At 74.3% G+C, this 13,729-nt stretch carries 11 protein-coding genes and 1 riboswitch; of the genes, 6 read left to right on the forward strand and 5 right to left on the reverse strand.

What is annotated here, in order from left to right; all coding sequences use genetic code 11:
• Nucleotides 1-37: 37 nt before the first annotated feature.
• Both BDZ31_RS06160 and BDZ31_RS06165 read left to right on the forward strand, forming a co-directional pair.
• Complete coding sequence (locus BDZ31_RS06160; RefSeq protein ID WP_183339997.1) at nt 38-1,012, forward strand: NAD-dependent epimerase/dehydratase family protein; 975 nt, start codon at nt 38-40, stop codon at nt 1,010-1,012.
• Nucleotides 1,013-1,144: 132 nt separating this feature from the next.
• Nucleotides 1,145-1,224, forward strand: a riboswitch (cyclic di-GMP riboswitch).
• 13 nt (nt 1,225-1,237) lie between these two features.
• Nucleotides 1,238-3,067, forward strand: a complete 1,830-nt coding sequence (locus tag BDZ31_RS06165) for a putative glycoside hydrolase (protein ID WP_183339999.1) — start codon at nt 1,238-1,240, stop codon at nt 3,065-3,067.
• A gap of 97 nt (nt 3,068-3,164) precedes the next feature.
• Here the strand turns inward: BDZ31_RS06165 and BDZ31_RS06170 are convergent, their stop codons facing one another.
• Genes BDZ31_RS06170 through BDZ31_RS06190 form a run of 5 tightly spaced genes read right to left on the reverse strand, consistent with a single transcriptional unit; the run spans nt 3,165 to nt 9,207 of the window.
• On the reverse strand, nt 3,165-4,259 hold the full coding sequence (locus BDZ31_RS06170; protein WP_183340000.1) for a glycosyltransferase: 1,095 nt from the start codon (nt 4,257-4,259) through the stop codon (nt 3,165-3,167).
• Nucleotides 4,256-5,350, reverse strand: a complete 1,095-nt coding sequence (locus BDZ31_RS06175) for a glycosyltransferase (RefSeq protein WP_183340002.1) — start codon at nt 5,348-5,350, stop codon at nt 4,256-4,258. The genes BDZ31_RS06170 and BDZ31_RS06175 overlap by 4 nt, the downstream gene beginning before the upstream one ends.
• Nucleotides 5,347-6,741: an O-antigen ligase family protein gene (locus BDZ31_RS06180; RefSeq protein ID WP_183340004.1), complete on the reverse strand. Its 1,395-nt coding sequence runs from the start codon at nt 6,739-6,741 to the stop codon at nt 5,347-5,349. Before BDZ31_RS06180 ends, BDZ31_RS06175 begins: the two co-directional genes overlap by 4 nt.
• 2 nt (nt 6,742-6,743) lie before the next feature.
• Entirely contained in the window at nt 6,744-8,072 is a 1,329-nt protein-coding gene (locus BDZ31_RS06185) for a tyrosine-protein kinase domain-containing protein (protein ID WP_183340005.1), read from the reverse strand.
• A 19-nt stretch (nt 8,073-8,091) separates the two neighbouring features.
• Complete coding sequence (locus tag BDZ31_RS06190) at nt 8,092-9,207, reverse strand: glycosyltransferase (RefSeq protein WP_183340007.1); 1,116 nt, start codon at nt 9,205-9,207, stop codon at nt 8,092-8,094.
• Nucleotides 9,208-9,406: 199 nt separating this feature from the next.
• Between BDZ31_RS06190 and BDZ31_RS06195 the strand changes: the two genes are divergently transcribed.
• The 4 genes from BDZ31_RS06195 (at nt 9,407) to BDZ31_RS06210 (ending at nt 13,728) form a co-directional block, all read left to right on the forward strand.
• Nucleotides 9,407-10,660 (forward strand): nucleotide sugar dehydrogenase, encoded by a 1,254-nt coding sequence (locus BDZ31_RS06195; protein ID WP_221242824.1) that lies wholly within the window; start codon nt 9,407-9,409, stop codon nt 10,658-10,660.
• 35 nt (nt 10,661-10,695) lie between these two features.
• Nucleotides 10,696-11,631, forward strand: coding sequence for an NAD-dependent epimerase/dehydratase family protein (locus BDZ31_RS06200; protein WP_183340011.1), 936 nt, complete (start codon nt 10,696-10,698; stop codon nt 11,629-11,631).
• 97 nt (nt 11,632-11,728) lie between these two features.
• Entirely contained in the window at nt 11,729-12,697 is a 969-nt protein-coding gene (locus tag BDZ31_RS06205) for a methionyl-tRNA formyltransferase (RefSeq protein WP_183340013.1), read from the forward strand.
• Nucleotides 12,694-13,728, forward strand: a complete 1,035-nt coding sequence (locus BDZ31_RS06210; RefSeq protein WP_183340015.1) for an LLM class flavin-dependent oxidoreductase — start codon at nt 12,694-12,696, stop codon at nt 13,726-13,728. The genes BDZ31_RS06205 and BDZ31_RS06210 overlap by 4 nt, the downstream gene beginning before the upstream one ends.
• Nucleotide 13,729 lies beyond the last annotated feature (1 nt).

Consider the following 13,729-nt stretch of genomic DNA (forward strand, 5'->3'; position numbering starts at 1 on the left):
CGCGGCCGACGCCCACCAACGAGAAGGAGCGCTGACGTTGCCCACGACCCTGGTCACCGGCGGAGCCGGCTACATCGGCTGCTGCCTCGTCGAGCAGCTGCTCGCCACGGGACGCGGCGTGCGCGTCCTCGACATCCTGCTGCACGGGCAGGAGGACCTCGCCCGGGGGCTGGAGGAGCAGGGCGCCGAGGTGATCCGCGGCGACGTCCGCGACGCCTCCGTGCGCGCACGCGCGCTCGACGGCGTCGACGAGGTCGTCCACCTCGCGGCGATCGTCGGCGATCCGGCCTGCGCGCGCGACCCGGAGGGCTCGCAGGCGCTCAACGTCGACGCCGCGCTGGCGCTCGCGCGCGAGGCCCGCGACGGCGGCGTGCGCCGGTTCGTGTTCGCGTCGACCTGCTCCAACTACGGGCGCATGGCCGATCCGACCGTCCCGATCACCGAGGAGGGCGAGCTCGCGCCGGTCTCGCTCTACGCGACCCAGAAGGTCGAGGTCGAGAGAGCGCTGCTCGGCGGCGTCGTCGAGGGCCTGCCGGCGACCTGCCTGCGCTTCGCGACCGTCTACGGCGTCGCGCCGCGGATGCGCTTCGACCTGACCGTCAACGAGTTCACGCGCGATCTCTGGGCCGACCGCGAGCTGGAGGTCTTCGGCGAGCAGTTCTGGCGCCCGTACGTCCACACGCGCGACGCGGCGCGGGCGATCCGCACCGTGCTCGACGCTCCCGACGCCGACGTCGTCGGCGAGGTCTACAACGTCGGCCGCTCGGGCGAGAACTACCGCAAGCTCGACCTCGTCGAGGCGATCCAGGCGCAGACGAGCAGGGGCAAGGTCACCTACGTGCGCCGCGACGAGGACCCGCGCGACTACAAGGTCTCGTTCGACAAGGTCCGCGCCCGGCTCGGCTTCGAGACCGAGTCGACCGTCCCGGAAGGGATCGGGGAGCTGCTGGAGGCGCTCGACGCCGGCGCCTACCCCGACCCGTGGGACGGCCGCTACCGCAACATCCCCTAGCGCGCGCGACGCCGGCCCGGCGCTGAACGGGCCGGCGTTCGACCATCTGTCCAAGCCGCCGCAAGCACGCTTGCGCCGCGGCTCTCCGCACCCGAAGCAGGGTATGGAACGAAGGGGCGCATCGGCGCCTGACAGCGACAACGGCAAACCCGTCGTGAGGCGGGGACGCAAAGCCACGGGACCTCCCCCGAGAGGTCAGCCGGGTTACCGAAAGGCAGGCTCTCGATGCGCAAAGCGCTCATCTGCGCGATCTTCCTCGCCGTGACGTGCGGCATCTCGGCGCAGGCCTCGGCGGCGGAGTCGGTCGCGGGCCATCTGCGGCTCGCGCTCGAGACGCCGCCGCCGTTCAAGAACGTGCAGCAGTCGGCTCAGCGCCAGTCGACGATCGTGATGCAGGCGTGGGAGATCGACCGGGCGCGCTCGCTCAAGGCGGCCAACCCGAACATCCGGGTGCTCGCGTACCAGAACCTGACGGCGATGATCAGAGGGACGTCGACGAGCGGCATCCGCTCGACCGGCGTCGGCTACGAGGAGGCCGACAGCGCGCATCCCGACTGGTTCCTGCTCAACACCTCCGGGCAGCGCCTCACGCACGCCTCGTGGAACTACCTGTACATGGCCGATCCGGCCAACGCCGGCTACCAGCAGCGCTGGATCGAGAACGTCCAGAAGACGCTCGCGAAGGGCCCGTGGGACGGCGTCATGCTCGACGACACCAACCTGACCGCGAAGTACCACACGGACGCCTCGAAGATCGCGCGCTACCCGACCGACCGCGCCTACCAGCAGGCGGTCCGCTCGATGCTCGAGTACGTCTACCCCCGCCTGAAGGCGAGCGGGAAGCTCGTCTACGCGAACATCGGCGCATGGGTCGAGTACCCCGCGGTCGCCGAGCAGTGGCTGCAGTACCTCGACGGCGGGCTGGAGGAGATGTTCCTCAAGTGGTCGACGACGAAGGGCGAGGGCTACCGCGACGCTGGCCAGTGGAGAGTGCAGCTCGACCAGATCGCCACCGCGCAGCGGCTCGGCAAGCGGTTCCTCGCCGTCACCCAGGCGTCCGCATCCGACGCGCAGGCGATCCGCTACGGCTGGGCCTCGACGCTGCTGGTCGGCGAGGGCCGCGTCGACTACTTCGCCGCCGAGAACTATCGCGACGACACCTGGCATGCCGACTTCGACGTCGACCTGGGCGCCGCGACCGGCGCGGCCCGCTCGGTCTCCGGCGGGGCGTGGACGCGCAGCTTCCAGCGCGGTCTCGTCGTCGTCAACCCGTCGACCAGCACCGTGCGCGTCTCCTTCGGCGGGGCGTACAGCGGCTCCGGCCTGCAGGGCGCGACCGCGGCCTCCGTCGCGCCGAAGAGTGCGCTGATCCTGACCCGCGACGCCGCGCCCGAGCCGGAGCCCAGACCGGAGCCCGAGCCGACGCCGGAGCCGAACCCGACGCCGGAGCCGACGCCCGAGCCGGAGCCGACGCCGACGCCGAACCCGACGCCCGAGCCGACGCCGAACCCGACGCCGACGCCCGAGCCGGAGCCGACGCCCGAGCCGAACCCGACGCCGACGCCCGAGCCGACCCCGACGCCGACGCCCGAGCCGAACCCGACGCCGACGCCCGAGCCGAACCCCACCCCGACGCCGACGCCGGAGCCTACGCCGGAACCCACGCCGCAGCCCAACCCGACGCCGAAGCCGAAGCCGAGCGGGAGACAGCAGAGAAGAGCGTCGAAGCAGCCGAGCCGCACCGCCAAGCAGCAGCGCGGCAACGCGAAGAAGGCGCGCTCCGCCGCCACCCGCCGCGTGCGCGTCACGCGCAGCGCGCGGGTCGTCGTGCGCACGGCGAACGTCGCACAGTGCACGGCCACCCCGCGCCTCGGCGTCACCGACGGGCGGCGCGTGCTCGCCAAGCGCACGCTGCGCAAGCGCGGCTCCTGGGTCCAGACGCAGGTGCGGCTCGGTCGCGGCGCCTACGAGCTGAACGTCTCCGCGCCGGGCGGCTCGGCCCGCTGCGCGAAGGCGCTGCGCGCGTCGATCGCGGTCGACGTCCGCGGCAGCTGACGCGCCCCTCCGCGAACCGAGATCGCCCGACCGCGCCCGTGGCGCGGTCCGGCGATCGGCGCGCGGCGGGTCGCCTGACGGCGCGCCCGGCGCGCGATCAGGCGGTCAGCGCGCGGTAGCGCTCCTCGTAGGCGGAGACCATTCCGTCGAGCGAGAACTCCCGCGCGATCAGCGCGACGCCCTCACGGCCCATCGCCGCGCGTTCGTCCGGCGCCGCGAGCAGCTCGCCGACCCGCTCGCCGAGCGCCCGCCCGTCGTCGAGCGCGACGATCGCGCCGGCGCCGCCGGCGAGCAGCTCGCGCATCCCCTGGACGTCGGTCGAGACGACCGGGGTCCCGGCGGCGAGCGACTCCAGCGCGGCGATCGACAGCCCCTCCCACTCGGAGGAGAAGACGACGAGGTCGGCGCGCGCGATCAGGTCGCGCGCGTCGTCGCGGGCGCCGAGCATCAGCACCCGCCCGGTCAGCCCGTCGGCCTTCACCTGCCGCTCGAGCCGCTCGCGCAGCGGGCCGTCGCCGACGACGAGGAAGCGCGTCGACGGCTCGCGCTGCAAGACCAACCTCGCCGCGGCGAGGAAGCGTCCGTGGGCCTTCTGCGGGACGAGCCGGCCGACGATCGCGACGACCGGCGCCTCCGCGGGCAGGCCCAGCTCCTCGTCGAGCGCCGCGCGGCGCGCCGCCGTCAGCGGCGGGACGACGTCGACGGCGTTGCGGATCACGCTCGTGCGCTCCGCCGCCAGCCCGGCGGCGGTGATCTGGTCCCGCAGGTCGGAGGAGACGCAGGCGACGTGCCGCGGCAGGCGCAGCAGCCGCGCGGCGGTGCGGTACTCGTCGGGAAGGACGCCGTGGAAGGTCGCGAGCACCGGCGGCGGCGCGTCAGGCCGCGCGAGCCGGGCGGCGATCGCGGCGGCCGCGCCCGACTTGACGTTCTGGGCGTGGACGACGTCGGGCGCCAGCCGGCGAATCGCGCGCGCCAGCTCCCAGGTCGCCTGGGCGGCGCCGCGCGGTCCGCGGCCTTCGTCGGTCAGCGGCAGGCGCAGGTGCGGGACGGCGGCGATCTCGGCGTCGCGCATCCCCGGCGGCGCGATCAGCGCGACCTCGTGGCCGCGCGCGGCCAGCTCGGCCACCAGCAGCGCGACGACGCGCTCGGCGCCGCCGACGCCCATCGCGGGGCTCGTCAGCACGATCCTCATCGCGACGCCTCCCCGCGCAGCAGCCGCTCGTAAAGCGCGCCGATCGCCTCCGCGTTGCGCTCGGCGGTGTAGCGCTCCTCGACCCGTCTGCGCGCCGCCGCGACGCGCGCCGCCGTCCCGGCCTGGTCTCCGACGGCCTGCTCGATCGCCGCCGCCAGCGCGGCCGGGTCGCCGGACGGGACCATCCGCGCCGTCGTCTCGTCGACGATCTCGGGGACGCCGTCGACCGCGGTGGCGACGACCGGAACGCCGTCGGCCATCGCCTCCAGCAGCGCCATCGGCGCGTTCTCCCAGTACGACGAGAGGACGTAGACGCGCAGGCGGGCGCGCGCCTGCGGCCCCGGCACGAAGCCGGGCCACTCGATCCGCTCGGCGATCCCCAGCTCGGCGGCGAGCGCCCGCAGCCGCTCGGCGTCGGAGCCGACGCCGAAGGAGGCGAAGCGCCATTCGGGGCGCTCCGGCGCAAGCCGCGCGACGGCGCGCAGGAAGACGTCGATCCCCTTGAACTGCTCGAGCACCGAGAAGGTGCCGATCAGCTCGCCGTCGTGCTCGCGCGGCGACGGCAGCTCGATGCCGTTGGGGATCACGTGCAGCAGCCGGCGCGGGTAGCCGAGCCGCGCGACGAGGTCGTCGGCGACCGCCCGGGAGGGGACGACGATCGCGTCGGCGCGCCGGCAGAGCCCGCCGTCGAGGCCGCGGTAGAGCAGCGTCGCCTTCCAGCCCGGCCGCTCCGGGCCGACCGGCGGGGGATGGTAGGGCTCGGGAATGCCGTGGGCGGTGTAGACGCGCAGCCCGCGCCGACGCGGTCGCGGGCCGATCCGCGTCCACAGCCCGGCGCGGCGGTCGTGGGCGTGGATCACGTCGGCGCCGCGCGCCAGCCGCCAGACGCGCGCGGCGCCGGCGACGTCGCCCTGGTGGCGCAGCGGCACGACCGCGGCCCGCACGCCGTCGACGGCGAACCGCTCGGCGAGCTGCACGTTCGCGCAGGTGACGAGCACCGACGCGCCCTGGCGCGCCAGCCCGCGCGCCAGCAGCAGCGCCTGCTCGATCGGGCCGCCGCGCTCGATCGTGGTGACGAGGACGACTCTCATGCCGCAGGTGCCGAGATCGACGGGAAGGCGCGCCCGAATCCGCGCCGCGGACGGCGCGCGGCGACGGCCGGCTCGAAGGCGGCCGCGGGACGGGCGAGCACGACGGCGAGCGCGCCGAACAGCCAGAACGGCGCCGACAGCTGCACGCTGATGAAGGTCGCGGCGACGACGGCGAACAGGAGCGCGGCCTGCAGCGCCGTCGCGAGCCGCCGTTCGTCGGCGTCTCCGTCGGCTGCGGCCCGGTTCTGGACCCGCCGCAGCAGGCCCCAGGCGCCCGCCAGGAACGCGATCAGCAGCCCCAGCGCCGGAACGCCGCCCTCCGACAGCGTCTCCAGGTAGCTGTTGTGCGTGACCGGATGCGCGAGCGCGATCGGGTTGTTGCGCAGCAGCGGCAGCGCTTCGACCGGATAGCGGCCGGGCCCCACGCCGACGATCGGCCGCTCCGCGGTCAGCAGGAGCGCCGTCTCCCACAGCGACGTCCGCGACGAGGTGTTCGCGGCGGCGATGTGGCGCTTCTGGCCGAAGGCGACGTCGAACAGCGGCCGCCAGACGGTGAGGGCGAGCGCGAGCACGGTCAGACCGGCCGCGAGCGCGGCGCCGAGTACCCACAGCGGCACGCGGCGCGTGCAGACGCCCCACAGCGCGACGACGCCGACGCCGACGAGCGCGCCGCGCGAGAAGGTCGCCAGCATCGCGGCGGCGATCACGACGAAGGCGGCGATCCAGAGGGGGCGGCGCAGCCGGTCCCTGCCGATCAGGTACGCCGCGAGCGGCAGCGTCGAGCCGAGCAGGAAGGCGAAGTCGTTGGGGTCCTCGACCGGGCCCGCGACGCGGTAGTCGGTGCGCGTGACGAGGAACAGCCACAGCGCGTACAGCGCGGCGAGCGCGACCGACGCCGTGAACCAGCGCAGCACCCGGCGCAGCGCCTCACGGTCGTCGACGAGCTGGACGAGCAGGAAGAAGAAGACGAAGAAGAGCGCGTAGCGCAGCGACCCGGCGATCGACTCGGCCGGGTTGGGCGCGACGACGAGCGACAGACCGACCCACAGCCCGAGCAGCGTCACGATCAGCAGCAGCGGCTCCATCCGGATGACGGTGCCGCGGTTGCCGATCAGCCGCAGGACGTACGCGAGCACGAGCACCGCGCCGAGCGCCTTCGTGATCGACAGCGTCTCGCTCGGGAAGCCGAGCATGTTCTCCCACGGCAGCGCCGCGACCATCACCAGCAGCACGAGGTCGGCGCGGGTCACGACGACGACGAAGCCGACGACCATCAGCAGTCCGAGCGCGGCCGCCAGCGGCGCGAACGCCGCGGCCGCCGCCAGCAGCGCGCCGATCGCCACCGCGGCGACGGCTGCTCCGCGATCGCGCTGCAGCGTGCCGAGGCGCATGCTCAGGGTGCGTAGACCGGCCCGGAAGCGGCCCGGGTCGAGGCGTAGCCGGCGTCGCCGGGCTCGTCGTCGTCGGTGAAGTTGAGGACCGTCCCGATCACGCGGCCGTTCGCGAAGCGCAGCTTCTCGAGCGCGGCGCCGACGGTCGAGGCGCGCGTTCTGTGCGCGGCGATCACGAACAGCGTCCCGTCGACGTGCGGCGCGATCAGGCGCGCGTCGCTGACCGGCAGCACCGGCGGCGAGTCGATCAGCACCAGCGCCCCGCTCGCCTGCAGCTCCCGGATCACGTGGCGGAAGCGCACGTGCAGCATCTCCGTCGCGTTCGGCAGCGCCGGACCGCTCGGCAGGACGGAGAGGCCTTCGTAGTCGGTCTCCTGCAGCACCTCGGCGGGATCGGTGTCGGAGACGAGCAGCAGCGTCGAGACGCCGACCTCGTTGGCGACGCCGAAGACGTCGTGCTGGCGCGGGCGCCGCAGGTCGGCGTCGACGATCACGGTCGGTATCCCGAGCTGGCTGAAGGCGATGCCGAGGTTCGCGACGACCGTCGACTTGCCCTGCCCCTGCTCGGCGCTGGTGACCTGGATGATCGACGCCTTCTCGTCGAGCAGCAGCTCGATGTTGGTCCGCAGCGCGCGGAACTCCTCTTGGAGCCTGTCGAGCCGCGGGTCCTCCCAGACGATCGTCGTGCGGCCGCGGTGGAGCGCGCGGCTGCGCTCGATCCGCCCGATCACCGGCGTCTCGGTCACCTCGGCGAGGTCGCGCGAGGAGTCGATCGTCGCGCGGAAGGTCTCCAGCAGCAGCGCGAGCAGGACGGCCGCGATCGCGGCGAGCACCGCGGCGAGCGTGATGATCAGCGGCGGCCGCGGCTGCAGCGGCGTCGAGGAGGGAGCGGGCTCGTTGACGATCGACGCGACGAGCAGGTCGTTGTCGTCGAGCGAGGCGATGAACGCTCTCGCCGTCGCGGTCGCCGTCTCCGCGGCGCCCTCGGGCGAGGTGTCCTTGGCGATGATGTCGAGGATGCCGCTGCCGGCCGCGGTCGAGGTGCTGACCTCGCCCGGGAGCGGCCCGCCGTAGAGCAGCTCGGCCGCTCTCTCGACCCGCTCGGAGGTCGCGATCGTCGCGTAGGTCGACAGCAGCGCCGAGAGGTTGTCCGACGGCAGGTAGTTCTGGCCCTGTCTCGGGCTGGGCGTGAAGGCGATCGTCGCGGTCGACTCGTAGCGCTTCGGCTGCGAGAAGGCGAACGCGGAGGCGAGCCCGACGCAGACGACGAAGAGCAGGGTGACGACCAGGCGCCGCTTCCAGACGACGGCGAGGAACTCTCGGAATTGCATCGGTCGGCGAAGTCTAGGGTCAGTGGGCGACGAGCTCGCCCGTCTCCTCGCGGGAATCGGCGGCGGCCGCGCCGGCGAGCCGGACGTAGATCGCCTCCCAGTCGCGCGCCATGCGGTCGGCGGAGAAGCGCCCGCGGCGCTCCCGCTGCCGCTCCAGCATGCGCTCGCGCAGCGCCGGATCGAGCAGGACGCCGCGCAGCAGCGCGACCGCGTCCTCCTCTGCGCTGCAGACCTGACGCGCCCCGACGATCTCGCGGTTGGCCGGGATGTCGGAGGCGACGACGACGACGTCGGCGGCCAGCGCCTCGAGCACGGCGAGCGGCTGCGCGTCCCACGCCGACCAGTGCAGCAGCGCGGTCGCCGCGGCCAGCTCCGCCGCGGCGTCGGCGTGCGACAGCCAGCCGGTCGCCGGAACGCCGTGGGCGGCGAGCGCGCGCAGGCCCGCGTCGCTGTCGGTGCCTCCGCCGATCCAGCGCACGTCGGCGACGTCCGTCAGGCGCGCGAGGATGCGGCCGGCCGCGTCGGGCTGGCGCGAGGCGTCGGCGCGGCCCATCGCGACGACGCGCGGCCGCTCGCGGTCGGGAGCCGGGCCCGGGGCGTCGAGCGCCGGGATGCCGTTGGCGACGACCGCCACGCGCGGCGCTCGGGCGACGTCGCGGGCCTGGGCGGCCTCGCTCTCGGAGACGGCGCCGACGAGCGTCGCGCGCCGCGCGACGAACCGCTCTATCGCGGCGTACAGGCGGCGCTTGGCGCGCGCGTCGGAGGAGCGGGCGAACGAGTAGCCGTGCGGGGTGTAGACGATCGGCGCGCGGTCGCCGACGGAGAGCACCCCGACGACGCCGGTGAACGACGAGTGGAGGTGGACGACGTCCGGTCTCCAGTCGTCGACGACCTGGCGCAGCATCCGCGCGGCCGCGACGTGCTCGCGCGGCGTGCGCCGGCGCCACGGCAGCGCGAACAGCTCGATCCCCGGCCCGACGACCGCCTCGACGTCGGGCGGGGTCTCCGGCCGCTCGCCGTACGCGAGCGCGACGGCGTGGCCGGCGGCGGCGAGCCGCTGCGACAGCGGCGTGACGACGCCGAGGACCCCCGAGCCGAGCGACTCGGCCACTTCGAGGATGCGCAATTGGCTCACGGATGATCTATCGGCAGCGGGCTGCTGGGGCATGAACCGCCCTCCATGGCGGCGCGACCGGCACGACCTTCATCCCGAAATCGTACGCCGGACGCCGACAGAAAGCACCCCGGGCGACGGTCGATCACCTACCATTACGCGGTGTGTTGGCGTGGTCGCGGCGTGTGGCGCGGGCCTGCGAAGACGGAGGGATGAGCGCATGACGATCGGAGTCGTCGGGCTGGGCTACGTCGGGCTGCCGCTGGCGGTCGCCTTCGCGGAGGCCGGGGAGCGGGTGATCGCGGTCGACGCGAGCACGGTGCGGGTGGCGGCCGTCGCCGCGGGCCTGTCGGAGATCGAGGACGTCCCCTCCGCGCGGCTCGCCGCCGTCGGCGATGCGATCGCGGCGACGACCGACTACGGCGAGCTGACCGCGGCGGACGCGGTCCTGATCTGCGTCCCGACGCCGCTGACGCCCAACCGCGAGCCCGACCTCGGCGCGCTGCGCGCCGCCGGCGCGGCGCTCGCGCCCGTGCTGCGCCCCGGCCAGCTCGTGGTGCTGGAGTCGACGACCTTCCCCGGTACCACGCGCGACCATCTGCGCCCGCTGCTCGAGGAGGGCTCGGGGCTGGTCGCCGGGCGCGACTTCCATCTCGCCTTCTCGCCCGAGCGGGTCGACCCCGGCCGCACCGACCACACGCTGCGGACGACGCCGAAGGTGCTCGGCGGGCTGACGCCGGGCTGCGCGGCGCGGACGCGCGCCGTCTACGAGCTGGTCTGCGACGAGCTCGTCGAGGTCTCCTCGCCGGAGGCGGCCGAGCTGGCGAAGCTGCTGGAGAACATCTTCCGCTCGGTCAACATCGCGCTCGTCAACGAGCTGGCGATCCTCACCGACAGGATGGGCATCGACGTCTGGGAGGTGATCGACGCCGCCGCGACCAAGCCGTACGGCTTCATGCGCTTCGACCCCGGGCCCGGGATGGGCGGCCACTGCCTGCCGGTCGATCCCTTCTACCTGACGTGGAGGGCGCGCGAGTTCGACTTCCAGACCGAGTTCATCGAGCTGGCCGGCAAGATCAACCAGGCGATGCCCTACCACTGCCTCGAACGGGTCGAGCGGATCCTCAACGACGACGGCAGAGCGGTCAACGGCGCCCGGATCGCGATCCTTGGCGTCAGCTACAAGCCGGGGATCGGCGACGTGCGCGAGTCGCCGGCGCTGAAGCTGATCGACCTGCTGCTGCGGCGCGGCGCACGGCTCGGGTACCACGACCCGCACGTGCCCGAGCTCGAGCACGCCGGGCTCGTCTCGCAGCCGCTCGGCGAGCTGCTCGACGACGCCGACCTGGCGGTGATCGTCACCGCCCACCCCGGCGTCGACCACGGCCTCGCGCTCGAGCGCGCGCGCCAGGTGCTCGACCTGCGGGGCGTCACGCGGCGCGGCGCGCTCGCCGGCGCGGCGGTGCTGCTGTAGGGCGGGTCCCGGCACGCGCCGGTAGGGTGTCCGCCGTGCGCGCGCTCGTCACCGGCGGTGCCGGCTTCATCGGGTCGAATCTCGTCGACGCGCTCCAGGCGCGCGGCGCCGACGTGACCGTGCTCGACGACCTCTCGACCGGCCGCCGCGCGAACCTCGACGACGCGCTCGCGCGCGGGGCCCGGCTGATCGAGGCCGACGTCGTCGACGGCGAGGCGGTCACAGCCGCCTTCGCCGCGGCGCGCCCGGAGGTCGTCTTCCACCTCGCCGCCCAGATCGACGTCCGCCGCTCGGTCGCCGACCCGGCGCGCGACGCGCGCATCAACGTCGAGGGGACGGTCAACGTGCTCGCCGCCGCCCATGCCGCGGGCGCGCGGCGGCTGGTCTTCTCCTCGACCGGCGGGGCGATCTACGGCGAGGCCGACGTCGTCCCGACGCCGGAGGAGGCGCCGGTCCGCGCGATCTCGCCCTACGGCCGCGCCAAGCACGCGGCCGAGGGCTACTGCGCGCTCTACGAGCAGCTCCACGGCCTCTCGACGATCGCGCTCCGCTACAGCAACGTCTACGGCCCCCGGCAGGACCCGCTCGGCGAGGGCGGCGTGGTGGCGATCTTCAGCGGCCGGCGGCTTGCCGGCGAGGCGCCGGTCGTCTACGGCGACGGCCTGCAGACGCGCGACTACCTCCACGTCGACGACGTCGTGCGCGCCAACCTGCTGGCCGCCGAGCGCGAGGCGACCGGCGTGGCGAACGTCGGCAGCGGCGTCGAGACGACGGTGCTCGACCTCGTCGATGTCTTCGCGCAGCTCGGCGGCGACGACCCGTTCGAGCCGCGCTTCGAGCCGCCGCGGCCTGGCGAGGTCAGGCGCAGCTGCCTCGACGCGGCCCGTGCTGCGGAGCTGCTCGGCTGGGAGCCGCGGATCGACCTCGCCGTGGGCGTGCGCGACACGCTCGCGACGCTCGCCGCCGCCTGAGCTCCTCCGCGCGCGTCGGCGTCCCGGCCATCCGCCGGCACGGCGGGCGCATCGGCGCTCTTCTCTGGCGGCAGCCGTTCGTCTAGGATCGGGTCGGATGATCGTCCTGATCGTGGCAGAGGAGGCCGCAGGCGTTCAGGCGTTGCGATGCGTCGGGGGCCGCGACGACGTGCGGATCGCGGCGGTGCTGACCTCGCAGGACGACCGTCGCGGCGCCTCCGTCGCCGGCGCGGCCGCGCGGCTCGGGCTGCCGCTGCGCGATCCGCGGCTTGTCCGCTCGCCCGACTTCGCCGGCTGGATCGAGGAGGCCGGCGTCGACCTGCTGCTGAACGTCCACTCGCTCGAGATCGCCGACGCCGCCGTCGCCGCCGCGCCGCGGATCGGCAGCTTCAACCTCCATCCGGGCCCGCTGCCGGAGCTCGCCGGCCTCAACGCCCCGAGCTGGGCGATCTGCGCGGGGCGCGACCGCCACGCGGTCACCCTCCACTGGATGATGGCCGGCGTCGACACCGGCCCGATCGCCTACGAGGCGTGGTTCGACGTCGCCCCCTCGGACACCGGCCTGCGCGTCAGCGCCAACTGCGTCCGGCACGGGATCCCGCTGCTGGAGCGGCTGCTCGCCGACGCCCGCCGCGGCGCCGACGCGATCCCGGCGCGCGAGCAGGACCTCGCACGCCGCCGCTGGCACGGGCGGGAGGCGCCCTACGAGGGGCGGGTGCCGTGGGGGCTGCCGGCCCGCGCCGTCGTCGACTTCGTGCGCGCGAGCGACTACGCGCCGTTCCCGTCGCCGTGGGGGCGTCCCCGCGCGACGCTCGACGGCGTCGAGCTCGAGGTCGTCGGCGCGGCGCGCAGCGGCGAGCGGGCCGACGCGCCGCCCGGGACGATCGGCGCCGCGCGCGACGACGGCGTCCCCGTCGCCGCCGCCGACGAGTGGGTGCTGGTGCAGCGACTGCGACGCGACGGCGAGCGCGCCGCGCCGGCGGAAGCGCTGCCGGCCGGGCGGCGCTTCGCCGTCGAGGACCACCGATCGGTTGACCGCACGAGCGAGGAGGTTGGGCTCCCGTGAGCACGCTTGGGACGAACTCCGGCACGAGAGGGGACGCGGCGCTGCGCGTCTTCTCGACGACCCCGCAGTCGAAGGACCTCGGCCCGGAGGAGTACGCGCGGCGCGTCGCCGACGTGGCGCGCTGGAGCGAGGAGGCCGGCTGCGAGGGGATCCTCGTCTACACCGACAACGGCATCGTCGATCCGTGGCTCGTCTCGCAGCTGATCCTCCAGAGCACCGAGCGGCTCTGCCCGCTCGTCGCCGTGCAGCCGGTCTACATGCACCCCTACAGCGTCGCGAAGATGGTCACGTCGCTGGCCTACCTGCACAACCGCAGGGTGTGGCTCAACATGCTCGCGGGCGGCTTCAAGAACGACCTCGTCGCGCTCGGCGACGAGACGCCCCACGACGAGCGCTACGCGCGCACGACCGAGTACACGCGGATCGTGCTGGAGCTGCTGCGCGGCGAGCGGCCGGTCTCGCTCGACGGCGCCTATTACCACGTCTCCAACCTCAAGCTGACGCCGCCGCTGCCGCCCGAGCTGATGCCGGGCGTGCTCGTCTCGGGCTCCTCCCCGGCGGGGCTGGCGGCGGCCGAGGCGCTCGACGCGACGCCGGTCAAGTATCCGCACCCGCCCGGCGAGGAGGAGCCGTCCGACGGGCGCGAGTTCGGCGTGCGGATCGGGATCGTCGCGCGCGACAGCGAGGAGGAGGCGTGGCGGGTCGCGCTCGAGCGCTTCCCGGAGGATCGCGCCGGCCAGATCACGCAGAAGCTGGCGATGCAGGTCTCCGACTCCCACTGGCACAAGCAGCTGTCGCAGCGGCTCGACGGCGACGGCGCAAGACGCAGCCCCTACTGGCTCGGCCCGTTCCAGAACTACAGAACCTTCTGCCCCTACCTCGTCGGCGACCACGGGACCGTCGCCGACCTCGTCGCCGGCTACCGCGCGATCGGCGCGAGCACGATCATCCTCGACATCCCGCCCTCGCGCGAGGAGCTGGAGCAGATCGAGCACGTGCTCGCGCTCGCGCAGGCCAGGGAAAGGAGCTGAG

This window comes from Conexibacter arvalis (assembly GCF_014199525.1).
GTDB classification, from domain to species: Bacteria; Actinomycetota; Thermoleophilia; order Solirubrobacterales; family Solirubrobacteraceae; genus Conexibacter; species Conexibacter arvalis.

What these genes read in the sequence shown, in the direction of transcription:
- BDZ31_RS06165 (WP_183339999.1), top strand. Translation starts at nt 1,238, where the DNA reads ATGCGCAAAGCGCTCATCTGCGCGATCTTCCTCGCCGTGACGTGCGGC.
- BDZ31_RS06170 (WP_183340000.1), bottom strand. Translation starts at nt 4,259, where the DNA reads ATGAGGATCGTGCTGACGAGCCCCGCGATGGGCGTCGGCGGCGCCGAG.
- BDZ31_RS06175 (WP_183340002.1), bottom strand. Translation starts at nt 5,350, where the DNA reads ATGAGAGTCGTCCTCGTCACCACGATCGAGCGCGGCGGCCCGATCGAG.
- BDZ31_RS06180 (WP_183340004.1), bottom strand. Translation starts at nt 6,741, where the DNA reads ATGCGCCTCGGCACGCTGCAGCGCGATCGCGGAGCAGCCGTCGCCGCG.
- BDZ31_RS06185 (WP_183340005.1), bottom strand. Translation starts at nt 8,072, where the DNA reads ATGCAATTCCGAGAGTTCCTCGCCGTCGTCTGGAAGCGGCGCCTGGTC.
- BDZ31_RS06195 (WP_221242824.1), top strand. Translation starts at nt 9,407, where the DNA reads ATGACGATCGGAGTCGTCGGGCTGGGCTACGTCGGGCTGCCGCTGGCG.
- BDZ31_RS06205 (WP_183340013.1), top strand. Translation starts at nt 11,729, where the DNA reads ATGATCGTCCTGATCGTGGCAGAGGAGGCCGCAGGCGTTCAGGCGTTG.